Genomic DNA, 22,954 nt, shown 5'->3' with positions numbered 1-22,954 from the left:
AAGCAATATCTCTTTTATCGACAGAATTCCGGACATCTTGTCCGAATCAAAGGGCGAACTGCACCAAGCCCCCTAGAATTCCCCGTGTTGAACGGGAAAAGCTCGGCATAAAGAAGAGTCTTGGCATTTTCCCCAGGCTTGAAATTCCCCAATGGCTTGACATGGGGACCGTCCCATTGTTATAATAAGTTTCGTGATAATTGAATATGGTTAAACTTCGGTATGGAGAACTACTCAAGAGGCCGAAGAGGCGCCCCTGCTAAGGGCGTAGGTCGGGAAACCGGCGCGAGGGTTCAAATCCCTCGTTCTCCGCCAAAACACACGAAAACCGCTTGTAATCATTTGGAAAACTTAGGTTGCAGGCGGTTTTTGATTTACAACAAAGACCCTGAAAGTGGCTTGATACACCCTAATTCCTCTGGTTACTGGTGGACTTACTGGTGGATAACAAAAAAAAGCCCTGCGTAGTTGCAGGACCTTTAAAAATTATCATAAGAAATAGTAAAGTTATATTTCAAAGAAATTTATCGATGTTTTTTGCATCGCGAATCTTAATATCAGGCATCACATGGGTATAAATGTTCATGGTTGTCTCAAACTTTGCATGGCCAAGTAGCTTCTGAACCGTTTTGATCGGTGTACCCTCTTCAAAGTGACGGGTAGCAAAGGTATGGCGAAGCCCTCTGACTGTTACTTCTGTTATTCCAGCCTGCCGGCAGAGCCTAGCCAGGTGCCGTGCAGGTGTCTTATTAAAGATATATGTCTTCCCATCATGTTCGGGGTTTGGGAAGACTAGATCCTCAGATCGATGCTCCCAGGAGCTCATCTGATCCACTAGCTTTTTAGGTAGTGGCACCGATCGTTTCGAGGCTTTTGTCTTCGGTTCTTTTTCCAGGTCCACATACACCCCGGAACCATCGTTTTTGATCCTTGTGAGCGATCTTTTAACGACTACATGCTTTTCCTTGTTTATGATCTTAAAATCGCTCCAGCGTAAGCACAGAGCTTCCCCGAGGCGCAATCCTGTAGCCAATATAAAATACAACAGTCTATGAACTGGATCATTAAGATTTAACTCTCGAATCAGGAGCTGCTGCTCATCGGCAGCCAGTACTGGCGTAAGATCGTCTTCATCCGGTTCTTCATTCTTCATTCGAATCGCATGGGCAGGATTATACTGGATGATTCGATCTTCCAGAGCAAGTGTAAGCGAACCTTTGATAATGATGTTGATTAACTTCAAAGTGCTTTCGCTTACCCTAAGTGATCCATACCACTCACGGATCTGCGATGTAATAATCTCTGGCATCGGAGAGTACAAGAACGGACAGAAATTTTTAGAGCTATCCGACTCCTTAATGTGGGTTAAGTAAATACTTTCATAGCGCTGCAGTGTCTTCGGACTAACTGCAGGCTTTTTTATTTCATAAAGAAACTTTCGGATGTAAGTCTCCAAGGAGCGCTTATCAGCATCTGGGTTATATTCTGGATGCTGATCCATGTACTCATCCATTTTATCTTTGGCGTCTTCTCTCTTTTTGGCTGAAAATTCCTTGAAGATCAGCTTTCCTGTCTCTGGATCCCGTCCAATCTTCTTTCGGACGATATAAAGCTTTTTGGCTTCGTTATAAAAAATCGTGCCATCTCCATTTGCACGGGTCCTTTTCTTGGCCATGATGTGCTCACCCCCAGATCAGAAGTAAGTTGTAGACTGAACGACACGCCCAATGATGTGGATATCATCCTTTTCGATGCTGTATACCTGGGTAAGATATGCCGGATTATTGCTCTCCGGGATCAGTGCAATATTGCCATTACCCAGGGTGATCCTTTTTACAGTAGCTTCATATCCATTGATTCCAACTACTGCAATTTGTCCAGACTCTACTACATCAGTTTTCTCGACCAGGACCACATCGCCAGCTCGAAACAGTTTATCCATCGAGTCGCCAACAATTCTAAGTGCAAAATACGTTTTACTCTGATCAAGTCCCCTCTTGTCAAATAGGAGATAATCTTCAATGTTATCTTCTGCAAAAACAGGTTTACCAGCTCTGACAGACCCAACAAGGGGAACAGATAATGTGAGATCGACTTCTTGGATATCTTTGGACGTATATTTATAGTCCGATCCATCTTCTTTCATCATGGAGATCATAACTGACAGATCAACATTGAGGGCCTTAGCGTATAAAAACAAAAGATCGATGCTAGGCTTATTTCGCTTATTCTCAATTTGACTGATAGTAGCATTTGATACGCCCATTTTCATAGCTAACCCACGCTGGGATAACCCTCTATCCTCTCGTAATGTTTTTAAGTAATCGTTAATAGTCAAGGCAATCCCCTCCGTGCTTTTTAGTCCATTATATATGTTTAGTGTTCGCAATAGCACACAAAATAAAAACTTTTTGAATAAAGTGTTGACAATTGACGACACCTAAACTATATTAAAGTTACGGTCGTTCTCAAAAGTGAACACCATGTGAAGGAGGTGCAAAATGAAGGTTAGAAAAGATGAATTTTTAAAGAACATGAATGTTTACAACTTGAATTTCAGTGAGGCTGCTGAAAAAATGCAGATCTCCAGATCTTACCTCTGGGAAGTCCTGGAAGGCAAGAAACAACCTGGAAACAAGTTCATTTTTGGTCTTAAGTTGGTTTTCCCAAATGAACCCATGGAGAACTTTTTGGAAATTTAGAGCTTTTTTATTTTTCTCTTGGTGTTCGCAAAAGTGAACATTACGTAATTAACAAATAATGCATAAGTGAAAGGAGTGTAAACATGAAAACTGTTTCAGTACGTGAGTTTGCTTCTCAAACCGGAATCAAGGAAGGACAAATTAGGGATCTAACATTTGTAAAAACCTTCCCTTGCTTAAGGATTGGCAGAAGAGTTCATATTTATGAAGAGCAGGCACATCGATGGCTAGAGAGCCGGTTGGGGAAATCTATCAAAATTTAAGGAGGCAATCAAATGGTCTATAAACACAAACGAAGTAATAAAAACAGTAAACATAATCATAACGATCTTCATGAAGAGACCTGGGCAGAAGTTTTCCTCACTTTTTTTGTTTTAGTCCTCGGATGTCTCGGCATCTTGGCCATGTTTGCAGTCCTCTAATGAAGAGGTTGATTTGGTTGACGCAGCTCATGCTTGTAATCACATTTTTAGTGTGGATCATCATCAAAATATCAGGAGGTAATCTTGTATGAAAATTCGCAGAGAAGAGTACCTGGAGCAGCTTCCGGCGCGATCCCTCTCTAGAGAGGTTAGGGCCATGAGGATGAGCACGCAGGAAGAGTTTGAAATCTGGCTCGATGAGATCATCGAGATCCCGGATGAAGCATTTGATAAGGAGGGAAACTTAATTGGAAAAGCAATACATTAAAGCATACTCAAAGCACGGCCTGGCTCCTATCTTTGGAGTTTTCGCAAATGAAATGAACGGCATTGTCTACATCATTGCGGATGAAGAACTGAGGCCCTGCACCAAAATGCACTTTGATTTCTACCTGGTGGATCCTTTCACACTGAAAGAAACCCCATATAAAGGAGTAGAAGAATGAATATTGAAAACGCAGTAGCTAAAAAATGGAAGGGTTGGAATAACGAACCACAAGTGATACATCTGTTTGAAGAAAATGAAATCGAAAAAGCCTCAGCAATAGTGGAAACTTTGGTCGGTCTCACTATCGAAGAGGCTAAATCTTTGCTGGAGAGAGTGTCTCTCTCATTTGATAAGGTAGTTGTCATTCCAGGTGATGATCAAACCAAGGTTGTTGCAAATATACACCTTGATGTCGAAGAAGTGTCACGAATGGTTATTGCAGCACTCACCAAAGATGAAAATAACGCAGAAACAGATCCCAAAACAGACAATCGCATAAACTTCTCAGGAGATCCATATGCTCCTGCAAAATTGCGAAATAAGGATGTCCTAAAAATCATCAGAGAGATAGCCAAAGTAAAATCAGAAGTCATAAAAATTGACTCAGTTCTCGAAGAACATCTTGCTAAGGTTTCAACTCAGAATAGTGCTCTCTAAACATTCGATCAACTGTTTGATGCAGAGATTCGTATCTTTCGTAAGCTGTAGAAAGCCAGGTAGTATTTGGCGATTCAATTTCTTCGACTACATCTTCCATTTGCAGATATAACTCTTCCCAGCTTCTGAGCAGACCCAATACATCATGGTGACCAAACTCTTCATTCTGGATGACAAAACTTTTTAAAGCAACAAACCATGAGTAAATATTTGCCAGCTTTAGTTGATATAAAGTGTCTTCAGAATATTCTAAGACCGCTAGATACTTATTTACTACTTCTGTGTTATTGAATAGCTCAGTCTCCAGTTCAATAAAGGCACCAACTCTAAGATATGTAGTTAGATTATCCATATTATCACCTCCTTTCTACCCAATAATATCAAAAAATTCAGTAAATATATAGTGAAAAGGAGAAATGTTTTGACTACCAAGGATTTAAGAAAATACAGTCTAGTCCATTCAAGGGAATATAAACCACCTATCTTACTTGCAACCGCAGATAATTACGAGGAGCTGGAGCATCACCAGAAGATTCACGGTTTAGTTGGGCTGTCCAACATAATTCCAAGCAAGAGCTTAAAGCCGGACCTTTCACCGGATGAAATCCTTCGAGCGATCATGGCAGCTTCGCGAGAAAATGATGCCTGGCTGATTGAAAATGGATATGCAACTCTAAATGAGATCCGATCGAAATATGGTATTGATCCAATCTATGGAGGCGATGTTCTGCTTGAGAAAAGCAGTAATTGCTTAGTACCCAGGCAAAACAGCAAAGTAGCTACTCAATCCGGACTGCAACTAATGGAGCGGATGTTAGCAAAGGAGGAAGTCAATGAATGAACTAATCCCAATCAAAACCAGTGACCAGATGGAGCCGATCATCTCCGGTAGAGATCTTCACCATTTCCTTGAAGTCGAAACACCATACACCATGTGGTTTAAGCGAATGATTGAATTCGGGTTTTCAGAAGGAACAGACTTTATCACAAATTTGTTAGAAAGTACCGGAGGCCGTCCCAGCGAAGATCACGCACTCAAAATCGACATGGCCAAAGAAATCTCCATGCTTCAGCGTAACGATCGAGGCAAGCAGGCCAGAATGTACTTCATCGCAGTCGAGAAAGAGTTCAACTCTCCGGAAAAAATCATGGCTAGAGCGCTTCGGATCGCTGATGAAACGATCAACAGACTCTCCCTAGTCACGAAGCAGCAAGAACAGGTCATTGGTGAACTCAAGCCAAAAGCTGACTATGTGGACAGAATTCTCAAAAACCCCGGACTTGTGACAATCACTCAGATTGCCAAAGACTATGGGATGTCCGGAACAGAAATGAATAAGATTCTGCACGACCTCGGGGTTCAGTACAAACAGTCAGATCAGTGGCTTCTTTACACAAGATATCAGAGTAAAGGCTACACCTTCAGCGATAAAACCGAGATCACAAGAAGAGATGGTCGCAAGGACATCAAGATGAACACCAAGTGGACCCAGAAGGGAGTGCTCTTCCTTTACGAACTGCTTAAAGAAAACAACATTATTCCGGCAATCGAAAAATTGTAAGGAGGACGCACATGGAACATATGGAACGACTTGAAAAGAAGAGGCTTGAAGTCCTTGAAAGGATTAAGCCAATCTGCGAAGCTTTTGGAATTACAGACTATGACTATGAAATACGCGAAACTGGACAGACGGAAACACTTAGGATCAATAAAACAAGAATAGGCTGCTCGTGTAATTCAATCAGTGCAGTCATTGATGAACTCGTTGGCTACATCTTCCTCATGAGGTGGAGAGACAGAAGTCTCGGAGCTTTCTCAGTCCAAACAACCAATGCTATCAAAAGATACTGGATTAAGTAGGATTAACCAAATACAAAATATCAATGCGAAAGGAGTAACACTATGATCTATTTTTATACTCAGGATCGCCTACAGATCGTTGGAGCCACACATATCAAGATGGTCCCTCTGGACGGAGCTCATCGAGGAGAGGCTAATATCTTGGCCAAGCTGGATCGAGACTCAGTACTCTTGGGAACCTACAGCATGGAGAAAGCCAGGCTTATCCTGGATGAGATCTATCGCAATGTTGATCTCATTGATTACACCATGCCCGAAGAGCATGGCTGTGAGGATGAGGAAGAAATCATCATTCCTCCACGAAGCCTCGCGGAAATGATTAAAGATGCATCGGAAACAATCAGCAGAGTCTTCTGGAGAGAGGAGGGGCAGTAATGAGCATCGATAAAAATTTGGAGAAATTTTTGGAGACACAAGGGTTCAAAAGAGAAAATGACGGGTACTTGGTGCTTTCCCTTAGAAAAGGTTCAGATCGGCATCAGACCGAAGTATGGATCGAAAATGGCCTGTTTTGCTTCGGTAAGCACTTCATGAGTGGCTTTGATTATATTAATGAATCGGAGATCATTGGAAACCATAATGATCTTTCAACAAATACAAAGACTCACTGGCTATCCATCAAGAAGAACCTCCTGGACAAGGGATATGAAGTGAGGGTTGCGGACAAATTCACAGGATTGGAGGTTAAGAAATGATCGTCAGAAAAATCGAGGAAGTAAAACAGGTCAATGGAAAAGCAAACAGGAACATACACTTCAACGTGATTTTCGACGACAGCCCAGACGGATGGCTGCTGTCAGAGGAAGAGGTTAAATGTGTTCATGCATTGCTTGGTGAGTTGCTTTATCCGGATGATACGAAGGACTACATTCTTGCACGGAACGGTTGGGCAGAACTCACCACAAATGGTCATCTCCCAGAGGTAAAGGATGAGGAACAGGAATGTCCAGAGTACATCGAGCCACCGGAGGATACATCATCTGAAGAAGCAGTCCGATTTTTGCCCAAGGAAGTCACAGAAAAGCCAAAAGAAAATGCGATCCCTGAGCGTGACTACACACCATACATCGACATGCTGAACCTCGGAAAAAAGCCCTCAGAGGTCATGAAGAAGATGGAAGAAGACCTCAACATTGGTAATGGAACGGCTAGAACCTACTACTACCGGAATGTGCATCCATACAAGGATCCAGAAGTAACATCTGAATCTGATGATGATCCAGAAGCTGCAAAAGACCCGGCAGAAGGCTCGAAACTCCCGAAGAGCTTGGCCAAGAAAATAGCCGAGATGCCAAACTACCAGACCGCAAGAGAGTTTATTGATGCCACCATCCTGCAGGACATTGGCCAAAGTAAAGAGGTCTGGGAGCTTAAGGCCATGTATCTCAAAACTCATCCAAATGTTAGATGGAGGTAGAGAGCCATGGTAAAACTCAGTAAATCAGAGTTTCGCAAGAGAGTGCTTAAAGACCAAATGAAAAGGCAGATGCTGAGTTCCGAATTTGACTCCTACATCAGAATTCGGATTGCTCATCACCTGCACAAGACAAGATATTACAGATCAATTATAGCATATTAGGAGGAAATCATGAATAAAGTGGTTTTAATCGGACGCTTAACCAAAGATCCTGAGTTAAAATACACACCCGGCAACGGAACCGCAGTCACCACTGTAACCCTAGCCGTTGACCGAAGATTCAACCAGGAAGGCAAGAAAGAAGCAGACTTCATCCCGGTTGTGATCTGGGGTAAGTCCGCAGAGTCAACCGCGCAGTACATGACCAAAGGCTTGATGATGGCAGTATTCGGAAGAATCCAGACCCGATCCTACGAAGCCAAAGAAGGCGGGAAACGCTATGTTACAGAAGTGGTTGCCGAAGAGATCAAGTTCCTGGAGTGGGGCAAGAAGAACGACAGTGCCGGACACGTTGCAGGCGGAGACTACGAGGACATGATGCCGATTGAGGACGGGGATATTCCCTTCTAGGAGGTTCCTATGGACAAATTAATATTGGACGCTTGTTGCGGTAGCAGGATGTTTTGGTTCGACAAGGTTCATCCGAATACAGTCTACATGGACAATCGAACTCTGGAAGACACCTTGTGTGACGGCAGAAAGTTAATAATCAACCCCGATATCGTGGCCGACTTTACAAGGATGCCCTTTAAGGACAATCAATTCAAGCTCGTAGTCTTTGATCCACCTCACCTTCTAAGGGCTGGAGAATCCTCATGGCTTGGTAAGAAGTACGGAGTTCTTGGGGTTAACTGGAAAGAAAACATCGAAGACGGCTTTAATGAATGTTTCCGGGTGCTGGAGAAAAACGGAATCCTGATCTTCAAGTGGAACGAGGATCAGGTGAAGCTAAAGGAAATCCTTGAACTGGCACCGCAGAAGCCTTTATTCGGAGACAAGCGTAGTAAGACGCACTGGCTGGTGTTCATGAAAGAAGGTGAATAAATGAATGGCAGTTTATAGGCAAGTACACACGACCTTCTGGAACGATCCTGAGGTTCTGGAGTGGACAGCGGAAGAAAAGTATTTCTATCTTTACCTGATGACGAATCCCTACACCAACCAAATCGGGATCTACGAAATCAGTAAAAAGATGATGAGCATCCAGTTAGGATACAGTATCCATACAGTATCCATACTGCTCCAAACCATGATCGACAGACGGAAAATAGACTATTCCGAGGACACCAGAGAGGTGTATCTACTAAATTGGATCAAATACAACAAAAGCACCTCTCCAAAGGTCACAACATTGATTGATAAAGAGCTGCAAACCGTTAAAACATCAGCGTTTGCGATACACTATCATACCTTATGTGTTGACCTTGGAATAAAACTGAAACCCCTATCCATACAGTATCCATACAGTATCCATACACTTCCGCAAAAAGAACAAGAACAAGAAGAAGAAAAAGAAGAAGAAAAAGAACAACAACAAGAAGAAAAAGAGGTTGTCGTTGTCGTGGATCCGGCACGGAATATCTATAACGATTATGCCCAGGCAGGATTCGGAATTGCATCCACGGTCCAGGCGGAAAAACTGGCAGAACTCGAAAAGACATACGGATATGACTGGACAACAGATGCCATAAAAGAAGCTGCACTGAACAACGTACTCAAAATCAGTTACGTTGACGGCATCCTAAAAAATTGGAAGGCAAATGGCAGAAATGCTCAGAAGCCACAGTACAAAAACGGCAAGGAAGTCAAAAAGGACTTCACCGAGCGAGAGTACGACTACGACACATTGGAAAAAAAGCTCCTGGGATGGGAGTAAGGGAGGAACTATGGAAGAAAAACTAATAGAGTCTGCAAAAATCAAATGGACTGAGGCATTTTATGAAAATGATCCCGAAACAAGAAATATGCTTTTCCGCCAAATTGATTTGCTGAGACTTATAAGCGACTATATCAAAAAATACGGAGCAAACAACTTCAAAAATTTAATCGGGGAGAATATGTCTGAGACGGAGGAAAAAAATGGACTATAAAGAGTACCTGGAAAAGTACGACCACGGATTTGGACATGAGGGCTTTAATGATGGCGAAAGCATGCTAGATACACTGGAGGAACTGCTTGAATATCTCAAGGATGAAGATATTAAGTGTCCAGACTTCGTAAGCGGAGGAGTTCCGGTGAAGATAACTATAGACCCGGAAACCGAAGTTGAATACATAGAGGAACGATTGGTGTATAACGACTTCGCTGGAGATGATTACGAAATGACTGAAGAAGGAAAATTATTTTTAATAAAGTGCTTCAAGGAATATAACGAAAAATACGCAAACTTCGGATATTACTGCGAAGCGGTCAGCGTAAAAGTTCCGGATGAGATGAAATATCAGCTGCTGGAGGAGAAGAAATGAGAGAGATTTTGTTTAGAGCCTGGATAAAAAAAGAGAAGATGATTAACCCAGTATACTCACTATACTTTGGTGAAGACGATCAGTCCATACAAGTGAGTGGATGTGGAAGAGTAGGCTGCTGCATATGTACTGACGAGTATCAGCCAGACGAAGTGATTCTCATGCAGTACACCGGCCTTCTCGACATGAACGGCGTGAAGATCTTTGAGGGGGATATAACTGAAGTTGAATATGACGGATGGAAAGTGAGACGCGAAATAGTTTTCTCTCAAGGAGCATTTCAATACCACAATTCATGCGGATTATCGCCAATGAGATATATGCTCAAAAACTCCGATACATTTTACGGTGTTGTCATCGGCAACATCCACGAGAATCCGGAACTGCTGGAGGTGCCTAATGAAGATTGATATTGATAGCGTGTTCTTCGTCGATAGGGATGATTTTTGCTACACGCTTAAGGAATCCACAGGGAAGGTAGACAAAGACGGAAATGAAATTACAAAAACACATGGGTACTTCAAAAACCTCTCATCGGCAATGATGAAGCTTCGGGTTATCCGTGCATCTAAGTCAGTACCCGGGGAAGCAATTCCCCTTGCACTGTATATTGAGCAGCTTAGGAAGCAGACGGAAGATATCAAGAAGTTTATGCAGGGGTTGGAGGTGGAAGAATGACACCAGAAGAAGCAATGGACAGAATAGATATCATGATTTCAGACGATAAGCTGTGGGAACATTACACTCAAGATGGGAAAATAGCTTTTCAAAATGCACTCAAAGCTTCGAGAGAAGCCATAAAAAAGAAGGTTCCAGCCAAACCAGTCCATGACGGAGTTGAAAACCAATGTCCTCAGTGCGGAAACTATGTCAGCGAAACCAGAGAAAACATCGCATGGGTACAGTATGAAGTCATCGAGTTCGATGGTTCTGAAGTGTTTCGGGACAAGTACTGCTCGGAGTGCGGGCAGGCGATTGACTGGAGTGATGAAGAATGACAGGAAGAAAAGTTGAGTTTATCGTCCCCGGAGAACCTCAAGGAAAAGCAAGGCATCGGATGACCAAGAAAGGCCATGCTTTCACTCCAGCAAGAACCGTAGCGTATGAGGGCTGGATCCGTGACAACTATATTGACCAGGCGGGGCGAGTTGAACTTCAGGGCCCATTGAGGGCCACAATTAAAGCATCATTCGGGATCCCACGTAGCAAGAGTAAGGCAGCATCTTTTGATATGTTAGCCGGTGAGATTTTGCCAACCAAGAAACCAGATGCGGACAACATCGCCAAGGTGATCCTGGACAGTCTTAATGGGCTCGCTTACAAGGATGATACCCAGATCATCGAGCTGCTGGTCATAAAGGACTATAGAACGGCTCCAGGCGTACAGGTAGAAATAGAGGAGCTGAAAGGCGGGCAAGGAAATGAGTAAGACTGCTGACATCGACATCATCATCCTAGAGTTTATCGAGCACATGAGAGCTACCGGGATGCCGGATCAGGTCATCCTGGAGTCCGTGAGAATCAGATTGGAGGGTAAAAAATGAAACGTAGAGCGAAGAAAAAGTACCGATACAGCAAACCTCCGACACCAAGGGTAGACAAAGCAATCATTTGCCAGTGGAGCTCATCCCCGATCGGGAGATTAGTAGTGGAGGTAGGCTGATGGCAACTGTTGTAAGCCAAGTAAAAGTAAAGAAGTCCAGAAAGGAGCATATCTGCAATTACTGCAGAGGAAAAATTAGAAAAGGTGACCCCTATAGAAAAAGTTTTCTAACCAACGATGGAGAAACCTATGAGTGGAAGGAACATGAGAGTTGCCACGAAGTTGCAAAAGAACTGTTTTGGTCAGGATTCTTCGAAGACGAAGGAGACGGAATGAGTGCAGAGGATTTCGGTGAATGTGTCAAAGAGCTCTATGAAGAGTTCTTCCCCATCGACTTCAAATACTCGATACAGTTCAAGGCAAAAGAGTTGGCGAAGTTGCTTAAAACGCACAAACTCGTAGCCATAAGACCAAATGGATACACCACCGGCTGGAAAATGGTCGAGATCAAAAATGAGGTGAAGAAGTGATAAGAGAAAATAGCATAAAGAAGAGAGCACAGATGGATCCCATTGATCAGCTGAGGCTGCACCTTATTGAGCAACTGGAGGAAAAAGAAAAAGTAAGGAGCTCATGGAAAAACACGAAGAAATTTTCAAGGAAGAGAAAGGTGAAATAATCCATGAAATATCATAACGAAGTTTTCAACATCAAGATAACTCCAGGAGAAGCCGGGACATATAAACTGGCAGTCTCAATCAAATCTAAATACAGAAGATTACTCAAAATTGCGAAGAAAACCAAAAGCTGGAAGAGTCAAGCAAGAATAGTAAAGAGAATATTCAAGGCGATAGAGGATCAGAGATGGATTGCAGAAAAACTTGTAAAGGAGGGAGACCCATGCCAGAAGTCATCATAGCCAGAGGATGGATCTGGGAGCGGTCCGAGAATGAAACACAGTGGGTTGCACTTAGATGCGATATGTGCGGAAAGATTATGACATATTCAGCATCAGTATATCCGCCAAGAGCATACATTCACTGTGGGAGAGCTTCAAAGCCTATCGGTTACGTACGTAAGGTAAGGATGGTGAAGGGATGATCACAAAGAGAGAAGCAGCCATCATCAGTGCCTATACAGGCTTTCTGCTTGGCGAGTGGGATGAAGTCCATAAATACATAGAGGAGCTCATGGGCAGGCCAGTATGGACACACGAGATGCCAAATCTATGGGATGAGATCCAGGCAAAGGCGAAACCAGACTTTTTAAAACTGGAGGTAGGAAATGGGGCTGATCGTTGATAACTTTGCCGGCGGTGGAGGGGCCTCCACCGGAATAGAGCTGGCCATAGGAAGATCCGTGGACATCGCCATAAATCATGACGAAATGGCCATCCGGATGCACAGCCTTAATCACCCGACCACAAAACACTACTGTGAGGATGTATGGGCAGTTGACCCGCTGGAAGCCACACAAGGCCAGACGGTAGATCTAGCTTGGTTTAGTCCGGACTGTAAGCACTTTTCAAAAGCTAAAGGCGGTAAGCCAGTGGAGAAAAAGATTAGAGGTCTGGCATGGGTGGTCCTCAAGTGGGCCGGGAAAGTGAAACCAAAAGTCATCATGCTGGAGAATGTCGAGGAGTTTAAGACCTGGGGCCCGATCAAGGGAGGACGGCCTGTGGCGAAAAAGAAAGGCGAAACTTACAGGATGTGGAAGTCACAGCTCGAATCACTAGGCTATAAGGTGGAATCACGGGAGCTCAAGGCCTGTGACTATGGAGCCCCAACAACCAGAAACAGGCTCTTTATTGTAGCCCGATGCGATGGTAGGCAGATAGTATGGCCGGAAGCTACACATGGACCGAAAGACACGCTGGAAGTCCAAGCCGGACTGCTTAAACCGTACAGGGAAGCCTGGGAGATTATTTACTGGAGCATACCAGAAGAGAGCATCTTCGAGCGGAAGAAGCAACTATCCGAAAACACGATGAAACGGATTGCCAGGGGGCTACAGAAGTTTGTCATTGATGAAAGAGATCCTTACATCCTGGAAGACAAGCTACCATACATCATCCGCTATAACACCGAAACGGCTAACAGAGGTGCCAGGGGCCAGACATTAAGAGATCCAATCAGCACACTGGACACCAGCAATAGGTTCGGTCTAGTGACCGCCTTTATATCCCGGCAGTTTGGCACCTCAACAGGTCATGACCTCAGACAGCCTTTAGCGACTACTACAGCGGTTAACAAGTCGCTGCTGGTCAAAGCATTCCTGCTAAAGTATTACGGATCCATCGAGAATAACCAGAGCATCAAAGAGCCACTTCACACGATCACCTCAAAAGACCGATTTGGACTGGTGACGGTCCACGGCGAGGACTACATCATTACAGACATCAGGATGCGGATGCTACAGCCAAGAGAGCTCTACAATGCCCAGGGATTCCCAGAAAGCTACATCATCGAGGGCATGCCGAAGACCGAACAGGTAAAAAAGGTGGGAAACAGTGTCTGTCCGGCAATTCCGATAGCACTCGTGGAAGCCAATTTGCCAGAGCTTTGTAAGAACACAAAAAGAGAAGCGAAATAGGAGGAATGAAAATGAGCTGTAAGCATGACTTTAAGCACATCGAGACTCTATATAGGTACGAATACAGATCATACGGAGACGGACTTTATGTGAGAACGGATAGATTTTTCTGCACAATGTGTTTGGAACAACGAGATGTCGAGAAAAAAGAAATGGCTAGAGAAACTCCATCTTGGTATAAAAAAGAGGTGCGATAATGAGCAATGAAGAAGCCATCAATACAGCCATCGGATGCGTAATGTCCTCTGGCCTGCATATCCAGACCAAGACCGAAGTCATTAAAAAGTTGAGGGAGCTGGAGCTCATGGCCCCGGAAGCGGAGGACGAAGAATAGTGGATGACAAATACCGGATCGTCATGATCGACAAGAATCCAGTCAATAATACGGAGCTCATCTGCGATGGCCTGGATGAGGTCAAACACTATACCGAAAAAGGATTGGCCATGGGCTTCCACAAAATCATCATCATCAAAATGAACAAAAAATAGGCTAAAAGGAGCAAAAACAATGAAAAAAGTAACAATAATCGCCGTAACTCTAATCATGATCATGATGCTATTTGCGGGATGTGATTCTGAGACCACCGGATCAGATAAAGACATCCAGGCCACGAATAAGGTTGCAGATATCCTCCAGGGAAATCAGCCAACACCGACGGACATAACCTATAGCCTGGAGAGGTTTAATCACATCAGACGAGCCTATTGGGTTAATGGGCAACGAGAAAAGGCCATGTCCATTACCGTACCAATCCAGAGACCGCTAGGATATATCGTGCTGTTCAGTGATTCTGGAGCGGTAGTAAGCAAGTTTGTCGTCGACGGAAAGGTTTCTTCTCTAACCAACTATCTCACCCCGATCAGTGAGAGGTATTCATCCGGAAGCTACACGCTGGACTGGCTGACCGATACCGACGGTACCTATGGAGATAACCCATCCGGAATATTCTTCTTTACCCCTGACGGAAAATACATAGAGTGGACCGGAACATACCTATTCTCCGACATTCCATTTGATGTCACGGATCCAATCCTCAAAACGGAGGGACAGTAATCATGAAGACAGCTGCAACCGTCATCGGAACAATCCTGATCTGCTTCATCCTCTTCATCACATTCACTCCAGCCGGAAGAGCTACTTGGAATAACTACACTCACGGGATGCAGAAGGTTGATGATGCCACGCTATACAAGACAAGACAGAAAGTGGAGAACGAAGCCCGGGCCATGGTAGCATCATACAAAGCCGATAAGCTTAAATACGAGCAGTACAAAGCATCACCAGATAAGCAGCAACAAGAATGGGGAGAGCAGGCTAAAATGAGAGCCAATCAGACTGCGAGCATCTACAACAATTTTATGCTCACCAACAGGTACGTATTCGAGGGTAATATTCCTCCGGATATCAACTACCAGCTGGAGCTCATCCCATAATCATCAGCCATAAGGAGGAAAATCAATGGATATCGTTAAATTTATATTGGCCCTAGCACTTTCAACTGGCTATACATTTTACATCATTGCACTGGGAAACACGGTATTGCATGATCGTAGCGGAAAAAATGAAAAGGCTGTAGCATCAATGCTCCTTATCTTTTCCATGGTGATTCAAGCGTACATCTGGTTTAGGGGGTAAAAATGGCGAAAAGCATTAGCAAGGCTTATTACAAATATGTCGAACACGAACTCTATAACTACATCAATACTAAACAGGAGTATGAGGAGCTCAGAGAGGACATCATCCTCTCCTCTCCTGCACCTGGATCCGAGCGAGTACAGTCAAGTCTACTCTCTGATGAGACATCATCCAAGGCTATTAAGCTGACAGCATCGACAAGGCTAAGTACAATGCACAAATGTATCTGCAGCATCGAGACGGGAATCCGGATAATCAAAAATGATCCAGAGCCTCGAAAGTACGAGCTACTCCGAATGAAGTATTTTGACGGCAAGTATACAGATATCGGAATAGCCCAGGAGCTCAACATCAGTCGAGAGACCTACTACCGATGGAAAAGACAGATTGTGTCACTGGTGGCCATGTATATGGGCCTTATCGACTAGGTGACACAAACATGACACTTTTGGACCCTCAAATCATGCTAATATGGGAATGTAGAAAAGCATAGATAAGCGGTCCCGAAGCTGCGCCATTCGTAAGAGATCTCCTTAGAGGTCTCTTTTTCTATGCTTTTCTTCAATTGATAACCTCCTTTCGGCTGAAAAGATATTGAGGTCCGCAGGCGCCAAGAGCAGAGAGCCGGCCCATTAGGATGTGGGTACTTAGCTTAGTTAGCATTAGTGCCTGGGTTGCATATACCAAGTCGCGAGACATGCCAGGGTGGGGGCACGGTTTATGGGAAAAGCAAGAAAATCAGAGAAGCTAAAAGACAAGAGACACTACAGGAAGAAGAGGGTCCGCAAAGGGTGGATCGTCATCAACTGTAGGACTGGAGCACACACGCATGTCCGGTCTGAGTATGGAGCTGCATGCCTTCTACTCTTTCTCCGGGAAAATGTAAAGGTTACAAACGAGTATCTGCAAGAATCAATGAGGAGGTTAAGCGATGGAGCAGAGCCAAAACAAAAGTACATCAACAAAAGATAAATGCACTACCTGTCCTTGGCTGGATCGTCAGCCAGAAGGAAATCAGATGCTGTGCATCCTTCCTGGTGACTGTTTCTGGATGAAAAGCTGGTACGACAATCCGAAAAATGAAACTCAAAAAATGGAATAGCATTACTGGTAGACAGTGATATATTTGCTCCTGGTATCAAGAGAATCATAATAATCAAGGCAATCAAGATAATCAGATAAGCATAAGAATCAAGTAAACATAAACTCTCAATAACCACAATGTTTCAATAGTCGAGATAATTCAACAATCAATCAAACAGGAAAGCCGGATAAAAGTAATTAAGCAAGCTATCTAACAAAGAGAATTATTTAAGTTTGTGGTCATTGTTTGTTTGATGTAATGATTTCACATAAACGAAAACCATTTGGAATTACACAGTTAGCAAAAGCAAGATAATCATAACAGTCATGTTAAGCAGACAAACAAGATAAGCAGATAATCAGGTTAGTACATGCAGTCTTGAGTATTCTGCATGATGTAATAACACGACATTCGAATTAATCAATAATCACATAAACAAGAATACGCAACAATATAGAGCATTCGAATAGACATGATAAGCAGACAATTAGATTAATACAAAAACTAAAACAGGTGAAGCAGATGGCAAGACGATACCATGGCAGTAAATGGGATAGTAAACGTGAGGCCATACTCAAGAGGGATGAATATAAGTGCAGGCATTGTAAGAGATACGGCAAAGTAAAGGCAGCAACAATGGTACATCATGTTAAACCAGTAGATCAAAGGCCTGATCTTTACCTGGAATCCCGCAATCTCATCAGTCTGTGTGGGACGTGCCATAACATGATGCATGACCGTGACTCCGATGCATTGACAGCTACAGGGCTTGAGTGGGTTCAAAGGATATGGGGAGAAGAATAGTTATATATATTGAATATATTTTTATCGATACCCCCCCACTTCAGCCTTAAAAAAGCAGATATTAAGGGACCGAAGGCGGAATCCTTTTCCAATAGAGCGATGTTTCAGAAAAAAAATACGAGGCGAGGTGATATACATGGCGAAAAAGGCTTCAACCTTTGATGGCATCAGGAAAAAGACAATTTCAGATATGAAGAAAATGAATGTATATAAGCCTGAATATGACCCCGTTATCGAGATTTATTCTGAGCTTCGCGAACAGTACCGAATTTTGTATGACAGGTTTAAAGATAGCGGATATGAGTTCGAGGTTGAGACGTTACAAGGTGGGATGAAGAAGGCACCGATAGTAAGCACACTGGAATCATTAAGGAAGGACATTATCACCTATGCAGATAGGCTCTGCCTAAATCCCAAAGCAGCAGACTCAGTAAAGATTGAAATTCCTAGGAAGTCAGTCTTAGCTGAGACTCTCAGTAAGTTATGAGCAACTTCCAAAATTATGATCTTGTCTTCCAGTATGCTCGAGACATTATATCAGGAAAGACTCCTGCAAATATCGAACAGATCCAGGGATGCGAAAGGTTCTTCAAGGACCTTGAAAATCCGGATTACTACTTCGATCCTAAACCAGCTGAAACCGTCATAGGAATAATAGAGCGTACCTTTGTCCATGCACAAGGAGAGAATTTAGATGGCGAGCCGATGAGAGGCAAGCCTTTTTTATTGCTCAACTGGCATAAGTTCACGATCTACAACATCATGGGATTTTACCATGTGAATACTACCATCCGGAAGTACAAAGAAGCCTTTATCTTTGTGCCTCGGAAAAATGTTAAAACAACTTTTGCAGCAGCACTGGCCTGGGCACTCTCCCTTTACTACAGAAGATCCGGGGCTAAATGCTACATCACAGCTAATGCCTTGAAGCAATCCCTTGAGAGTTTTGACTTCATCAACTTCAACTTGGGTATGATGGGCGAAAAGGAAAGCTTCCGAGTGATCGATAACAATCAAGAGCATTCGATCCAGGGTGATCTTGGAGATGGATCCATCTATATCCAAGCTCTTGCTGCTAATCCGGATAGCCAAGACTCTTTCAACTGTAACTTGGCCATAGCCGATGAAATTCACGCTTACACAAAACCGAAGCAATACAACATCATCAAAGAAGCTATGAAAGCATACACCAATAAGCTGATGATCGGGATCACGACAGCCGGAGACAACATGAACTCCTTCTGCTACCGAAAGCTGGAGTACTGCCAGAAGATCCTTGCCGGATCGGTGAAAGATGAACAGTATTATGTATTTATTGCCAAGGCTCCGGAAGAGAAAGGCAAAGATGTAGATTATCTTAATCCGCTTGTGCATCAAATGGCGAACCCAGGGTATGGAATTACCATTCGTCCGGATGAGATTCTCAACGATGCTCACCAGGCTCAAAACGATCCGCAACAGAGAAAGGACTTCTTGTCCAAGTCTTTGAATATCTACACTTCAGCAACGAAAGCATATTTCGATGTTGAAGAGTTCAAGTACAGCAACAAGAAAGCTGGTGAAGTCTTAAAGATCGATCCATCGTGGTCCACGGAGAAGAAGCTGAAGTACCTGGCCGGACTGCCGATTCACTGGTATGGAGGAGCGGACTTATCAAAGATGCATGACCTTACAGCATCTGCACTATACGGGACCTACAATGAGATCGATATTGCCATTACCCATGCTTGGTTCCCGGTGGTTGCTGCTCATGCAAAAGCCGAGGAAGACTCCATCCCTCTTTTCGGCTGGAAAGATGATGGATGGCTGGACATGTGTAATACTCCTACGGTAAATTACGCTGACATTATCAACTGGTTTAGAAAGATGAAACAGAGTGGATTCAAGATCCGGCAAATAGGTTTTGACAAGAAGTTTGGTAAGGAGTTCTTCCTTGGCATGAAGAAAGCAGGGTTCAATGTTGTCGATGAACCGCAGTATCACTGGAAGAAATCTCAAGGATTCCGGCGTATCGAGAATAAGGTCAAGAATACTCAGTATTACTATCTTGGATCTACGGCCTATGAATATTGTGTTGGAAATGTGCTGGGCATTGAAAAAACAGATGACATGATCCAGTACGAAAAAATAATGAAAAACCTAAGAATAGATATCTTCGACTGCAGCGTATTCGCCTCAGTCCGATTGATAGAGAACATGGAAAAGAGTTCTCGCGCTGGTGACTTTCTGTAATATCCGTTGTAGAGGAGGCTAGTAAGATGAGCCGAAGTAAGTATAAAAAGAATAAATCGAGAGCAGAACCTGCACTAAAACAAAAAAGAGAGTTGACCTTCATGGAGTGGGTCTCTTCCAGTGATTTCACAGGGAGCATCGCTACAGGAGAATACATCCGATTGAGTGATAATCCTGAAGTGCGGATCGCAGCTGGAAAGATCGCTGACCTGATCTCCTCCATGACCATACACCTAATGCAGAACACCGAAACTGGAGATGTCCGGGTCAAGAATGGACTGTCCGATAAGTTGGACATTAACCCATATAAGTACATGACCCGAAAAACCTGGATGTACAACATCGTGAATACGATGCTGATCGAGGGACGTGGGAATGCTGTAGTGCTACCGATCATCGGAGAAGGTGAAGGCTACATAGAGGATCTGATGCCTCTTAAGCCAAGCAAGGTTAGCTTCGTTGGGGATGGCATTGATTACCAAGTCAAGTACGGAGATCGGCTTTATGACTACGATGAAATTCTTCATTTCGTCATGAATCCGGATCCGGAAAAACCATATGAGGGTTTGGGGTATAAAGTGGTCCTCAAAGATGTGATCGGCAACCTAAAACAGGCTGCAGCGACAAAGAATTCATTCATGACGTCGCAGTACAAGCCATCGGTGATCATCTCGGTGGATGCCATGACGGATGAGTTTACGACTCCAGAAGGGCGAGACGCAATTTTGCAAAAGTATGTGGGGGAAACCAAGGCAGGAAAGCCCTGGGTAATGCCGGCGGATCTGGTCAAAGTGGAACAGATCAAGCCTCTTACTCTCCAGGACTTGGCCATGGACAAATCAGTAGAAATCGATAAGCGCACGGTAGCTGGAATCTTCGGAGTTCCGGCTTTTTTATTGGGCGTGGGAAGTTTTAACAAGGATGAGTTCAATAATTTCATTAACACCACAATCATGCCGATTGCGCAAAACATCGAGCAGGAACTGACAAAGAAGCTTCTCCTTTCCAACAAGCTGTACTTCAAGTTTAATCCGCGATCCCTATACAGCTATTCGCTGACGGATCTATCAAATGTGGGATCCAACATGTACATTCGCGGGATTATGACCGGTAACGAAGTCCGTAACTGGATCGGCATGACCCCGAAAGAAGGACTTGATGAGCTGGTGATCTTGGAGAACTTTATTCCGGTGGGAATGATCGGAGACCAGGAAAAGCTAAAACCAACACAGACAGAGGGAGGTGGTGAGTGATGCCACAAAATCAAGTGAGACACGCAGCACTGATCAGCGGAAATCTAAGAGCTGAACCGGGTGAGAAGAGATACCTGGAAGGGTACTTCGCGGTGTTTAATAACCGCACGCAGCTCTGGCCTGGAGTATACGAAGAAGTAGATCCAGAAGCCTTTAATGAAACCATGGGCAATGATATCCGGGTGCTGATCAATCATGATACGACGCTTGTGCTTGGCCGGAATAAATCCGGAACGGCTGAGTTCAAGATTGATGCCAGAGGACTTTGGGGCCGGGTTGAGATCAATGAGAAAGATAGCGATGCAGTAAACGCCTATGAGCGAGTCCAGCGCGGAGATGTCGATCAATGCAGTTTTGGATTCAACATTCTCGACGAAGAAATAGAATATCTCGACAACGGCGATGTAGTCTTCCGGCTGAAGAAAGTTGATCTCCATGAGGGCAGCATCTGCACTTTCCCGGCATACCCAGAAACATCGATACAAGCACGGCAGAAAGATCTTGAAATGCATAAGCGGAGAGAGATCGAACTTAAGAAAGCGAAAATTCGAACACGATTAGGAGGAAAAAAGAATGCTTAAGCAGTTGAGACTGAAGAAACAGATTGAAAATCTGAAAGCCAAGAGAGCAGAACACGACAAGCGAATCGGTGAGATCGAGAAACGAGAAGAGGAGCTCGCTGTAGCTCTGGAAGAGATCGACTCCGCATCGGAGACAGCAGATGAGGACATCAAGCTGATCGATGAAGAAAGCGATCCGTTGGAGACCGAAAAGAAAGAGCTTGAAGTGAAGAAATCGGCTCTCGCAGCGGAGATCGAAAAACTGGAAAAGGAGCTGGAAGAGCTGAATGCAGCGCCGGCACCTGAGGCAAAGCGAAGTGAAGAAAAAACTACTCACGAAGGAGAGGTAAGAAACATGTCTAAAATTGCAAGAGGAATGAAGAAATCCAGAGAAGAAAGACTGGCCGTGCTCAATCAGCCGGAGGTTAGAAGCTTCTACGAGAACATGCGCAAAGCCATGGAGACCAGAGCGGTCACCGGGCTGAACCTGACGATTCCGCAGGTAATCATGGACTCCATCATGGACAACCTGGGAGAGTACTCCGTACTGTACCCTCTGGTAAAGGTTGTTAAGCTCAATGGTACTGGCAGAGCACTGGTTGCTGGCGAAGCTCCTGAAGCTGTATGGACGGAAATGATCGGAAAGCTCAATGAGCTGGCAAATACGATCACCGACATCGAGGTCGATGGCTACAAACTTGGCGGATACATCCCGCTGGATAACTCCCTCATTGAGGACTCCATGCTGAACCTGTCTGCTTATGTAGAGGATCTACTGACTGAATCCATTGCAATTGCACTGGATAAGGCCATCCTGTTTGGTACCGGAACCAAGATGCCTAAGGGTGTAATCCCTGCCATCTATGCTGATTATGTCGCAGATCCGCTGTCCGGTCTGAGAACGACCAACATCATCAAGCTCTCTGTTGCGGATACCACTTTCGCGAAGATCATCGAGACCTTCAAGCATATCAAGCGTGGAAAGCGTGGAAGAGGCCCGATCACGGTACTCATGAACGAGTCCACCTGGCTTGGAACGATCGTTCCTAAGTCTCTGGCCAATAACGCTGCCGGTGCATTCGTCTCTGTTGCCAATCAGGTATTCCCTGGTGTGGGTTACAAGGTGGAGTTCAGCGAAGAGATCCCCGACAACATGCTGGTAGCTGGTGACTTCACCAAGTACATCCTGGCAGAGCGCGCTGGAGTCAAGGGTGCTTCCTCCACGGAGTTCCTCTTCACTTCCGACAAGACTGTGTTCAAGGCATCTGCTCGTTATGACGGAAAGCCCGTGAAAGAGTCTGCATTCGTCGTTGTCGGTCTGAACAATGTTGATGCAGCTGTGTCCGCGACTTTTGCAACTGACAGCGCCAATGCTTAGTAGATAATCTAATGGCAGTAATCCAGGGAGGAAATCTCCCTGGAGAAACTGTCTTTTTTTGTTTTGAAGGAGGGCCAGC

At 44.2% G+C, this 22,954-nt stretch carries 43 protein-coding genes and 1 tRNA gene; 41 read left to right on the top strand and 3 right to left on the bottom strand.

The features are described from left to right. Nucleotides 1-224: 224 nt before the first annotated feature. Nucleotides 225-315: transfer RNA gene (locus KCG48_RS10735), tRNA-Ser, on the top strand. Nucleotides 316-514: 199 nt separating this feature from the next. Here KCG48_RS10735 and KCG48_RS10730 read toward each other — a convergent pair. Together KCG48_RS10730 and KCG48_RS10725 are read right to left on the bottom strand one after the other, a co-directional pair. Then, entirely contained in the window at nt 515-1,675 is a 1,161-nt protein-coding gene (locus KCG48_RS10730; RefSeq protein ID WP_211802216.1) for a tyrosine-type recombinase/integrase, read from the bottom strand. 18 nt (nt 1,676-1,693) lie between these two features. Beyond that, nucleotides 1,694-2,338 (bottom strand): LexA family protein, encoded by a 645-nt coding sequence (locus KCG48_RS10725; RefSeq protein ID WP_211802215.1) that lies wholly within the window; start codon nt 2,336-2,338, stop codon nt 1,694-1,696. 163 nt (nt 2,339-2,501) lie between these two features. Between KCG48_RS10725 and KCG48_RS10720 the strand changes: the two genes are divergently transcribed. The 5 genes from KCG48_RS10720 to KCG48_RS10700 all read left to right on the top strand — a co-directional run bounded on the left by KCG48_RS10720 (nt 2,502) and on the right by KCG48_RS10700 (nt 4,049). Then, a complete protein-coding gene (locus KCG48_RS10720; RefSeq protein WP_211802214.1) occupies nt 2,502-2,702 on the top strand; it encodes a hypothetical protein in 201 nt (66 codons plus the stop codon). Nucleotides 2,703-2,785: 83 nt separating this feature from the next. After that, nucleotides 2,786-2,965: a MerR family transcriptional regulator gene (locus KCG48_RS10715; protein WP_211802213.1), complete on the top strand. Its 180-nt coding sequence runs from the start codon at nt 2,786-2,788 to the stop codon at nt 2,963-2,965. Between the two features lie 247 nt (nt 2,966-3,212). After that, nucleotides 3,213-3,392: a hypothetical protein gene (locus KCG48_RS10710; protein WP_211802212.1), complete on the top strand. Its 180-nt coding sequence runs from the start codon at nt 3,213-3,215 to the stop codon at nt 3,390-3,392. Next, nucleotides 3,373-3,570, top strand: coding sequence for a hypothetical protein (locus KCG48_RS10705; RefSeq protein WP_211802211.1), 198 nt, complete (start codon nt 3,373-3,375; stop codon nt 3,568-3,570). Before KCG48_RS10710 ends, KCG48_RS10705 begins: the two co-directional genes overlap by 20 nt. Then, nucleotides 3,567-4,049, top strand: coding sequence for a hypothetical protein (locus KCG48_RS10700; protein WP_211802210.1), 483 nt, complete (start codon nt 3,567-3,569; stop codon nt 4,047-4,049). Before KCG48_RS10705 ends, KCG48_RS10700 begins: the two co-directional genes overlap by 4 nt. Here KCG48_RS10700 and KCG48_RS10695 read toward each other — a convergent pair. After that, on the bottom strand, nt 4,018-4,401 hold the full coding sequence (locus KCG48_RS10695; RefSeq protein ID WP_211802209.1) for a hypothetical protein: 384 nt from the start codon (nt 4,399-4,401) through the stop codon (nt 4,018-4,020). The two genes, KCG48_RS10700 and KCG48_RS10695, sit on opposite strands and share 32 nt — an antisense overlap. Nucleotides 4,402-4,470: 69 nt before the next feature. On the opposite strand from KCG48_RS10695, the gene KCG48_RS10690 reads away from it, so the two are divergent. The 35 genes from KCG48_RS10690 (at nt 4,471) to KCG48_RS10525 (ending at nt 22,875) form a co-directional block, all read left to right on the top strand. Beyond that, entirely contained in the window at nt 4,471-4,890 is a 420-nt protein-coding gene (locus KCG48_RS10690) for a hypothetical protein (RefSeq protein ID WP_211802208.1), read from the top strand. After that, nucleotides 4,883-5,611, top strand: coding sequence for a phage antirepressor KilAC domain-containing protein (locus KCG48_RS10685; RefSeq protein WP_211802207.1), 729 nt, complete (start codon nt 4,883-4,885; stop codon nt 5,609-5,611). Before KCG48_RS10690 ends, KCG48_RS10685 begins: the two co-directional genes overlap by 8 nt. A gap of 11 nt (nt 5,612-5,622) precedes the next feature. After that, on the top strand, nt 5,623-5,910 hold the full coding sequence (locus KCG48_RS10680; protein ID WP_211802206.1) for a hypothetical protein: 288 nt from the start codon (nt 5,623-5,625) through the stop codon (nt 5,908-5,910). A 42-nt stretch (nt 5,911-5,952) separates the two neighbouring features. After that, nucleotides 5,953-6,285, top strand: a complete 333-nt coding sequence (locus KCG48_RS10675) for a hypothetical protein (protein WP_211802205.1) — start codon at nt 5,953-5,955, stop codon at nt 6,283-6,285. Continuing rightward, entirely contained in the window at nt 6,285-6,605 is a 321-nt protein-coding gene (locus KCG48_RS10670) for a hypothetical protein (RefSeq protein ID WP_211802204.1), read from the top strand. The genes KCG48_RS10675 and KCG48_RS10670 overlap by 1 nt, the downstream gene beginning before the upstream one ends. Next, entirely contained in the window at nt 6,602-7,327 is a 726-nt protein-coding gene (locus KCG48_RS10665) for a hypothetical protein (protein WP_211802203.1), read from the top strand. The genes KCG48_RS10670 and KCG48_RS10665 overlap by 4 nt, the downstream gene beginning before the upstream one ends. A gap of 171 nt (nt 7,328-7,498) precedes the next feature. Continuing rightward, the gene (locus KCG48_RS10660; RefSeq protein ID WP_211802202.1) at nt 7,499-7,897 is read left to right on the top strand and encodes a single-stranded DNA-binding protein; all 399 of its coding nucleotides are present in this window, start codon (nt 7,499-7,501) and stop codon (nt 7,895-7,897) included. Nucleotides 7,898-7,906: 9 nt separating this feature from the next. Then, nucleotides 7,907-8,371 carry a class I SAM-dependent methyltransferase gene (locus KCG48_RS10655; protein WP_211802201.1) on the top strand — a complete coding sequence of 155 codons (465 nt, stop codon included), beginning with the start codon at nt 7,907-7,909 and terminating at the stop codon, nt 8,369-8,371. Between the two features lie 4 nt (nt 8,372-8,375). Next, nucleotides 8,376-9,203 carry a DnaD domain protein gene (locus KCG48_RS10650; protein ID WP_211802200.1) on the top strand — a complete coding sequence of 276 codons (828 nt, stop codon included), beginning with the start codon at nt 8,376-8,378 and terminating at the stop codon, nt 9,201-9,203. 10 nt (nt 9,204-9,213) lie between these two features. Next, nucleotides 9,214-9,417, top strand: a complete 204-nt coding sequence (locus KCG48_RS10645) for a hypothetical protein (RefSeq protein ID WP_211802199.1) — start codon at nt 9,214-9,216, stop codon at nt 9,415-9,417. After that, entirely contained in the window at nt 9,407-9,793 is a 387-nt protein-coding gene (locus KCG48_RS10640) for a hypothetical protein (RefSeq protein WP_211802198.1), read from the top strand. Before KCG48_RS10645 ends, KCG48_RS10640 begins: the two co-directional genes overlap by 11 nt. Next, the gene (locus tag KCG48_RS10635) at nt 9,790-10,203 is read left to right on the top strand and encodes a YopX family protein (RefSeq protein WP_211802197.1); all 414 of its coding nucleotides are present in this window, start codon (nt 9,790-9,792) and stop codon (nt 10,201-10,203) included. The genes KCG48_RS10640 and KCG48_RS10635 overlap by 4 nt, the downstream gene beginning before the upstream one ends. Next, entirely contained in the window at nt 10,193-10,471 is a 279-nt protein-coding gene (locus tag KCG48_RS10630) for a hypothetical protein (protein ID WP_211802196.1), read from the top strand. The genes KCG48_RS10635 and KCG48_RS10630 overlap by 11 nt, the downstream gene beginning before the upstream one ends. Further along, the gene (locus tag KCG48_RS10625; RefSeq protein ID WP_211802195.1) at nt 10,468-10,791 is read left to right on the top strand and encodes a hypothetical protein; all 324 of its coding nucleotides are present in this window, start codon (nt 10,468-10,470) and stop codon (nt 10,789-10,791) included. Before KCG48_RS10630 ends, KCG48_RS10625 begins: the two co-directional genes overlap by 4 nt. After that, nucleotides 10,788-11,222, top strand: coding sequence for a RusA family crossover junction endodeoxyribonuclease (locus tag KCG48_RS10620; protein ID WP_211802194.1), 435 nt, complete (start codon nt 10,788-10,790; stop codon nt 11,220-11,222). Before KCG48_RS10625 ends, KCG48_RS10620 begins: the two co-directional genes overlap by 4 nt. Continuing rightward, nucleotides 11,215-11,337, top strand: coding sequence for a MerR family transcriptional regulator (locus KCG48_RS14905; RefSeq protein ID WP_269142440.1), 123 nt, complete (start codon nt 11,215-11,217; stop codon nt 11,335-11,337). The genes KCG48_RS10620 and KCG48_RS14905 overlap by 8 nt, the downstream gene beginning before the upstream one ends. Nucleotides 11,338-11,455: 118 nt before the next feature. Next, nucleotides 11,456-11,866, top strand: a complete 411-nt coding sequence (locus tag KCG48_RS10615; RefSeq protein WP_211802193.1) for a hypothetical protein — start codon at nt 11,456-11,458, stop codon at nt 11,864-11,866. Beyond that, the gene (locus KCG48_RS10610; protein ID WP_211802192.1) at nt 11,863-12,015 is read left to right on the top strand and encodes a hypothetical protein; all 153 of its coding nucleotides are present in this window, start codon (nt 11,863-11,865) and stop codon (nt 12,013-12,015) included. The genes KCG48_RS10615 and KCG48_RS10610 overlap by 4 nt, the downstream gene beginning before the upstream one ends. 3 nt (nt 12,016-12,018) lie before the next feature. Continuing rightward, entirely contained in the window at nt 12,019-12,255 is a 237-nt protein-coding gene (locus tag KCG48_RS10605; RefSeq protein WP_211802191.1) for a hypothetical protein, read from the top strand. After that, nucleotides 12,237-12,437: a hypothetical protein gene (locus KCG48_RS10600; protein ID WP_211802190.1), complete on the top strand. Its 201-nt coding sequence runs from the start codon at nt 12,237-12,239 to the stop codon at nt 12,435-12,437. Before KCG48_RS10605 ends, KCG48_RS10600 begins: the two co-directional genes overlap by 19 nt. Then, a complete protein-coding gene (locus KCG48_RS10595; protein ID WP_211802189.1) occupies nt 12,434-12,637 on the top strand; it encodes a DUF7736 domain-containing protein in 204 nt (67 codons plus the stop codon). The genes KCG48_RS10600 and KCG48_RS10595 overlap by 4 nt, the downstream gene beginning before the upstream one ends. Next, nucleotides 12,621-13,928, top strand: coding sequence for a DNA cytosine methyltransferase (locus KCG48_RS10590; protein ID WP_211802188.1), 1,308 nt, complete (start codon nt 12,621-12,623; stop codon nt 13,926-13,928). Before KCG48_RS10595 ends, KCG48_RS10590 begins: the two co-directional genes overlap by 17 nt. Before the next feature lie 196 nt (nt 13,929-14,124). Further along, entirely contained in the window at nt 14,125-14,262 is a 138-nt protein-coding gene (locus tag KCG48_RS10585) for a hypothetical protein (protein ID WP_211802187.1), read from the top strand. After that, complete coding sequence (locus tag KCG48_RS10580; protein WP_211802186.1) at nt 14,262-14,417, top strand: hypothetical protein; 156 nt, start codon at nt 14,262-14,264, stop codon at nt 14,415-14,417. The genes KCG48_RS10585 and KCG48_RS10580 overlap by 1 nt, the downstream gene beginning before the upstream one ends. A 19-nt stretch (nt 14,418-14,436) precedes the next feature. Continuing rightward, the gene (locus KCG48_RS10575) at nt 14,437-14,982 is read left to right on the top strand and encodes a hypothetical protein (protein ID WP_211802185.1); all 546 of its coding nucleotides are present in this window, start codon (nt 14,437-14,439) and stop codon (nt 14,980-14,982) included. Nucleotides 14,983-14,984: 2 nt separating this feature from the next. After that, nucleotides 14,985-15,362, top strand: coding sequence for a hypothetical protein (locus KCG48_RS10570; RefSeq protein WP_211802184.1), 378 nt, complete (start codon nt 14,985-14,987; stop codon nt 15,360-15,362). Nucleotides 15,363-15,387: 25 nt separating this feature from the next. Beyond that, nucleotides 15,388-15,564: a hypothetical protein gene (locus KCG48_RS10565; protein ID WP_211802183.1), complete on the top strand. Its 177-nt coding sequence runs from the start codon at nt 15,388-15,390 to the stop codon at nt 15,562-15,564. 2 nt (nt 15,565-15,566) lie between these two features. Further along, the gene (locus KCG48_RS10560; RefSeq protein WP_211802182.1) at nt 15,567-15,992 is read left to right on the top strand and encodes a DUF1492 domain-containing protein; all 426 of its coding nucleotides are present in this window, start codon (nt 15,567-15,569) and stop codon (nt 15,990-15,992) included. Between the two features lie 503 nt (nt 15,993-16,495). Then, a complete protein-coding gene (locus KCG48_RS10555; RefSeq protein WP_211802181.1) occupies nt 16,496-16,666 on the top strand; it encodes a hypothetical protein in 171 nt (56 codons plus the stop codon). Nucleotides 16,667-17,170: 504 nt separating this feature from the next. Further along, on the top strand, nt 17,171-17,452 hold the full coding sequence (locus tag KCG48_RS14900) for an HNH endonuclease (protein ID WP_211802180.1): 282 nt from the start codon (nt 17,171-17,173) through the stop codon (nt 17,450-17,452). Between the two features lie 136 nt (nt 17,453-17,588). Beyond that, complete coding sequence (locus tag KCG48_RS10545; RefSeq protein ID WP_211802179.1) at nt 17,589-17,939, top strand: P27 family phage terminase small subunit; 351 nt, start codon at nt 17,589-17,591, stop codon at nt 17,937-17,939. Next, a complete protein-coding gene (locus tag KCG48_RS10540; protein WP_211802178.1) occupies nt 17,936-19,684 on the top strand; it encodes a terminase large subunit in 1,749 nt (582 codons plus the stop codon). The genes KCG48_RS10545 and KCG48_RS10540 overlap by 4 nt, the downstream gene beginning before the upstream one ends. A 26-nt stretch (nt 19,685-19,710) precedes the next feature. Then, a complete protein-coding gene (locus KCG48_RS10535; RefSeq protein WP_211802177.1) occupies nt 19,711-20,937 on the top strand; it encodes a phage portal protein in 1,227 nt (408 codons plus the stop codon). Beyond that, on the top strand, nt 20,937-21,518 hold the full coding sequence (locus KCG48_RS10530) for an HK97 family phage prohead protease (RefSeq protein WP_211802176.1): 582 nt from the start codon (nt 20,937-20,939) through the stop codon (nt 21,516-21,518). Before KCG48_RS10535 ends, KCG48_RS10530 begins: the two co-directional genes overlap by 1 nt. Continuing rightward, a complete protein-coding gene (locus tag KCG48_RS10525; protein ID WP_211802175.1) occupies nt 21,511-22,875 on the top strand; it encodes a phage major capsid protein in 1,365 nt (454 codons plus the stop codon). Before KCG48_RS10530 ends, KCG48_RS10525 begins: the two co-directional genes overlap by 8 nt. Nucleotides 22,876-22,954: the final 79 nt, after the last annotated feature.

This window comes from Proteiniclasticum sediminis (assembly GCF_018128025.1).
Lineage (GTDB): Bacteria > Bacillota > Clostridia > Clostridiales > Clostridiaceae > Proteiniclasticum > Proteiniclasticum sediminis.
Note: the sequence above shows the minus strand (reverse complement) of the source record. Positions and strands in the feature narration are given on the sequence as shown.

Excerpts from the sequence above, each read along its gene's own strand:
- KCG48_RS10730 (WP_211802216.1), bottom strand. The coding sequence starts at position 1,675 with ATGGCCAAGAAAAGGACCCGTGCAAATGGAGATGGCACGATTTTTTAT.
- KCG48_RS10720 (WP_211802214.1), top strand. The coding sequence starts at position 2,502 with ATGAAGGTTAGAAAAGATGAATTTTTAAAGAACATGAATGTTTACAAC.
- KCG48_RS10715 (WP_211802213.1), top strand. The coding sequence starts at position 2,786 with ATGAAAACTGTTTCAGTACGTGAGTTTGCTTCTCAAACCGGAATCAAG.
- KCG48_RS10710 (WP_211802212.1), top strand. The coding sequence starts at position 3,213 with ATGAAAATTCGCAGAGAAGAGTACCTGGAGCAGCTTCCGGCGCGATCC.
- KCG48_RS10700 (WP_211802210.1), top strand. The coding sequence starts at position 3,567 with ATGAATATTGAAAACGCAGTAGCTAAAAAATGGAAGGGTTGGAATAAC.
- KCG48_RS10695 (WP_211802209.1), bottom strand. The coding sequence starts at position 4,401 with ATGGATAATCTAACTACATATCTTAGAGTTGGTGCCTTTATTGAACTG.
- KCG48_RS10685 (WP_211802207.1), top strand. The coding sequence starts at position 4,883 with ATGAATGAACTAATCCCAATCAAAACCAGTGACCAGATGGAGCCGATC.
- KCG48_RS10680 (WP_211802206.1), top strand. The coding sequence starts at position 5,623 with ATGGAACATATGGAACGACTTGAAAAGAAGAGGCTTGAAGTCCTTGAA.
- KCG48_RS10675 (WP_211802205.1), top strand. The coding sequence starts at position 5,953 with ATGATCTATTTTTATACTCAGGATCGCCTACAGATCGTTGGAGCCACA.
- KCG48_RS10670 (WP_211802204.1), top strand. The coding sequence starts at position 6,285 with ATGAGCATCGATAAAAATTTGGAGAAATTTTTGGAGACACAAGGGTTC.
- KCG48_RS10665 (WP_211802203.1), top strand. The coding sequence starts at position 6,602 with ATGATCGTCAGAAAAATCGAGGAAGTAAAACAGGTCAATGGAAAAGCA.
- KCG48_RS10660 (WP_211802202.1), top strand. The coding sequence starts at position 7,499 with ATGAATAAAGTGGTTTTAATCGGACGCTTAACCAAAGATCCTGAGTTA.
- KCG48_RS10655 (WP_211802201.1), top strand. The coding sequence starts at position 7,907 with ATGGACAAATTAATATTGGACGCTTGTTGCGGTAGCAGGATGTTTTGG.
- KCG48_RS10650 (WP_211802200.1), top strand. The coding sequence starts at position 8,376 with ATGGCAGTTTATAGGCAAGTACACACGACCTTCTGGAACGATCCTGAG.
- KCG48_RS10645 (WP_211802199.1), top strand. The coding sequence starts at position 9,214 with ATGGAAGAAAAACTAATAGAGTCTGCAAAAATCAAATGGACTGAGGCA.
- KCG48_RS10640 (WP_211802198.1), top strand. The coding sequence starts at position 9,407 with ATGGACTATAAAGAGTACCTGGAAAAGTACGACCACGGATTTGGACAT.
- KCG48_RS10635 (WP_211802197.1), top strand. The coding sequence starts at position 9,790 with ATGAGAGAGATTTTGTTTAGAGCCTGGATAAAAAAAGAGAAGATGATT.
- KCG48_RS10630 (WP_211802196.1), top strand. The coding sequence starts at position 10,193 with ATGAAGATTGATATTGATAGCGTGTTCTTCGTCGATAGGGATGATTTT.
- KCG48_RS10625 (WP_211802195.1), top strand. The coding sequence starts at position 10,468 with ATGACACCAGAAGAAGCAATGGACAGAATAGATATCATGATTTCAGAC.
- KCG48_RS10620 (WP_211802194.1), top strand. The coding sequence starts at position 10,788 with ATGACAGGAAGAAAAGTTGAGTTTATCGTCCCCGGAGAACCTCAAGGA.
- KCG48_RS14905 (WP_269142440.1), top strand. The coding sequence starts at position 11,215 with ATGAGTAAGACTGCTGACATCGACATCATCATCCTAGAGTTTATCGAG.
- KCG48_RS10615 (WP_211802193.1), top strand. The coding sequence starts at position 11,456 with ATGGCAACTGTTGTAAGCCAAGTAAAAGTAAAGAAGTCCAGAAAGGAG.
- KCG48_RS10605 (WP_211802191.1), top strand. The coding sequence starts at position 12,019 with ATGAAATATCATAACGAAGTTTTCAACATCAAGATAACTCCAGGAGAA.
- KCG48_RS10600 (WP_211802190.1), top strand. The coding sequence starts at position 12,237 with ATGCCAGAAGTCATCATAGCCAGAGGATGGATCTGGGAGCGGTCCGAG.
- KCG48_RS10595 (WP_211802189.1), top strand. The coding sequence starts at position 12,434 with ATGATCACAAAGAGAGAAGCAGCCATCATCAGTGCCTATACAGGCTTT.
- KCG48_RS10590 (WP_211802188.1), top strand. The coding sequence starts at position 12,621 with ATGGGGCTGATCGTTGATAACTTTGCCGGCGGTGGAGGGGCCTCCACC.
- KCG48_RS10585 (WP_211802187.1), top strand. The coding sequence starts at position 14,125 with ATGAGCAATGAAGAAGCCATCAATACAGCCATCGGATGCGTAATGTCC.
- KCG48_RS10575 (WP_211802185.1), top strand. The coding sequence starts at position 14,437 with ATGAAAAAAGTAACAATAATCGCCGTAACTCTAATCATGATCATGATG.
- KCG48_RS10570 (WP_211802184.1), top strand. The coding sequence starts at position 14,985 with ATGAAGACAGCTGCAACCGTCATCGGAACAATCCTGATCTGCTTCATC.
- KCG48_RS10565 (WP_211802183.1), top strand. The coding sequence starts at position 15,388 with ATGGATATCGTTAAATTTATATTGGCCCTAGCACTTTCAACTGGCTAT.
- KCG48_RS10560 (WP_211802182.1), top strand. The coding sequence starts at position 15,567 with ATGGCGAAAAGCATTAGCAAGGCTTATTACAAATATGTCGAACACGAA.
- KCG48_RS10555 (WP_211802181.1), top strand. The coding sequence starts at position 16,496 with ATGGAGCAGAGCCAAAACAAAAGTACATCAACAAAAGATAAATGCACT.
- KCG48_RS14900 (WP_211802180.1), top strand. The coding sequence starts at position 17,171 with ATGGCAAGACGATACCATGGCAGTAAATGGGATAGTAAACGTGAGGCC.
- KCG48_RS10545 (WP_211802179.1), top strand. The coding sequence starts at position 17,589 with ATGGCGAAAAAGGCTTCAACCTTTGATGGCATCAGGAAAAAGACAATT.
- KCG48_RS10540 (WP_211802178.1), top strand. The coding sequence starts at position 17,936 with ATGAGCAACTTCCAAAATTATGATCTTGTCTTCCAGTATGCTCGAGAC.
- KCG48_RS10535 (WP_211802177.1), top strand. The coding sequence starts at position 19,711 with ATGAGCCGAAGTAAGTATAAAAAGAATAAATCGAGAGCAGAACCTGCA.
- KCG48_RS10530 (WP_211802176.1), top strand. The coding sequence starts at position 20,937 with ATGCCACAAAATCAAGTGAGACACGCAGCACTGATCAGCGGAAATCTA.
- KCG48_RS10525 (WP_211802175.1), top strand. The coding sequence starts at position 21,511 with ATGCTTAAGCAGTTGAGACTGAAGAAACAGATTGAAAATCTGAAAGCC.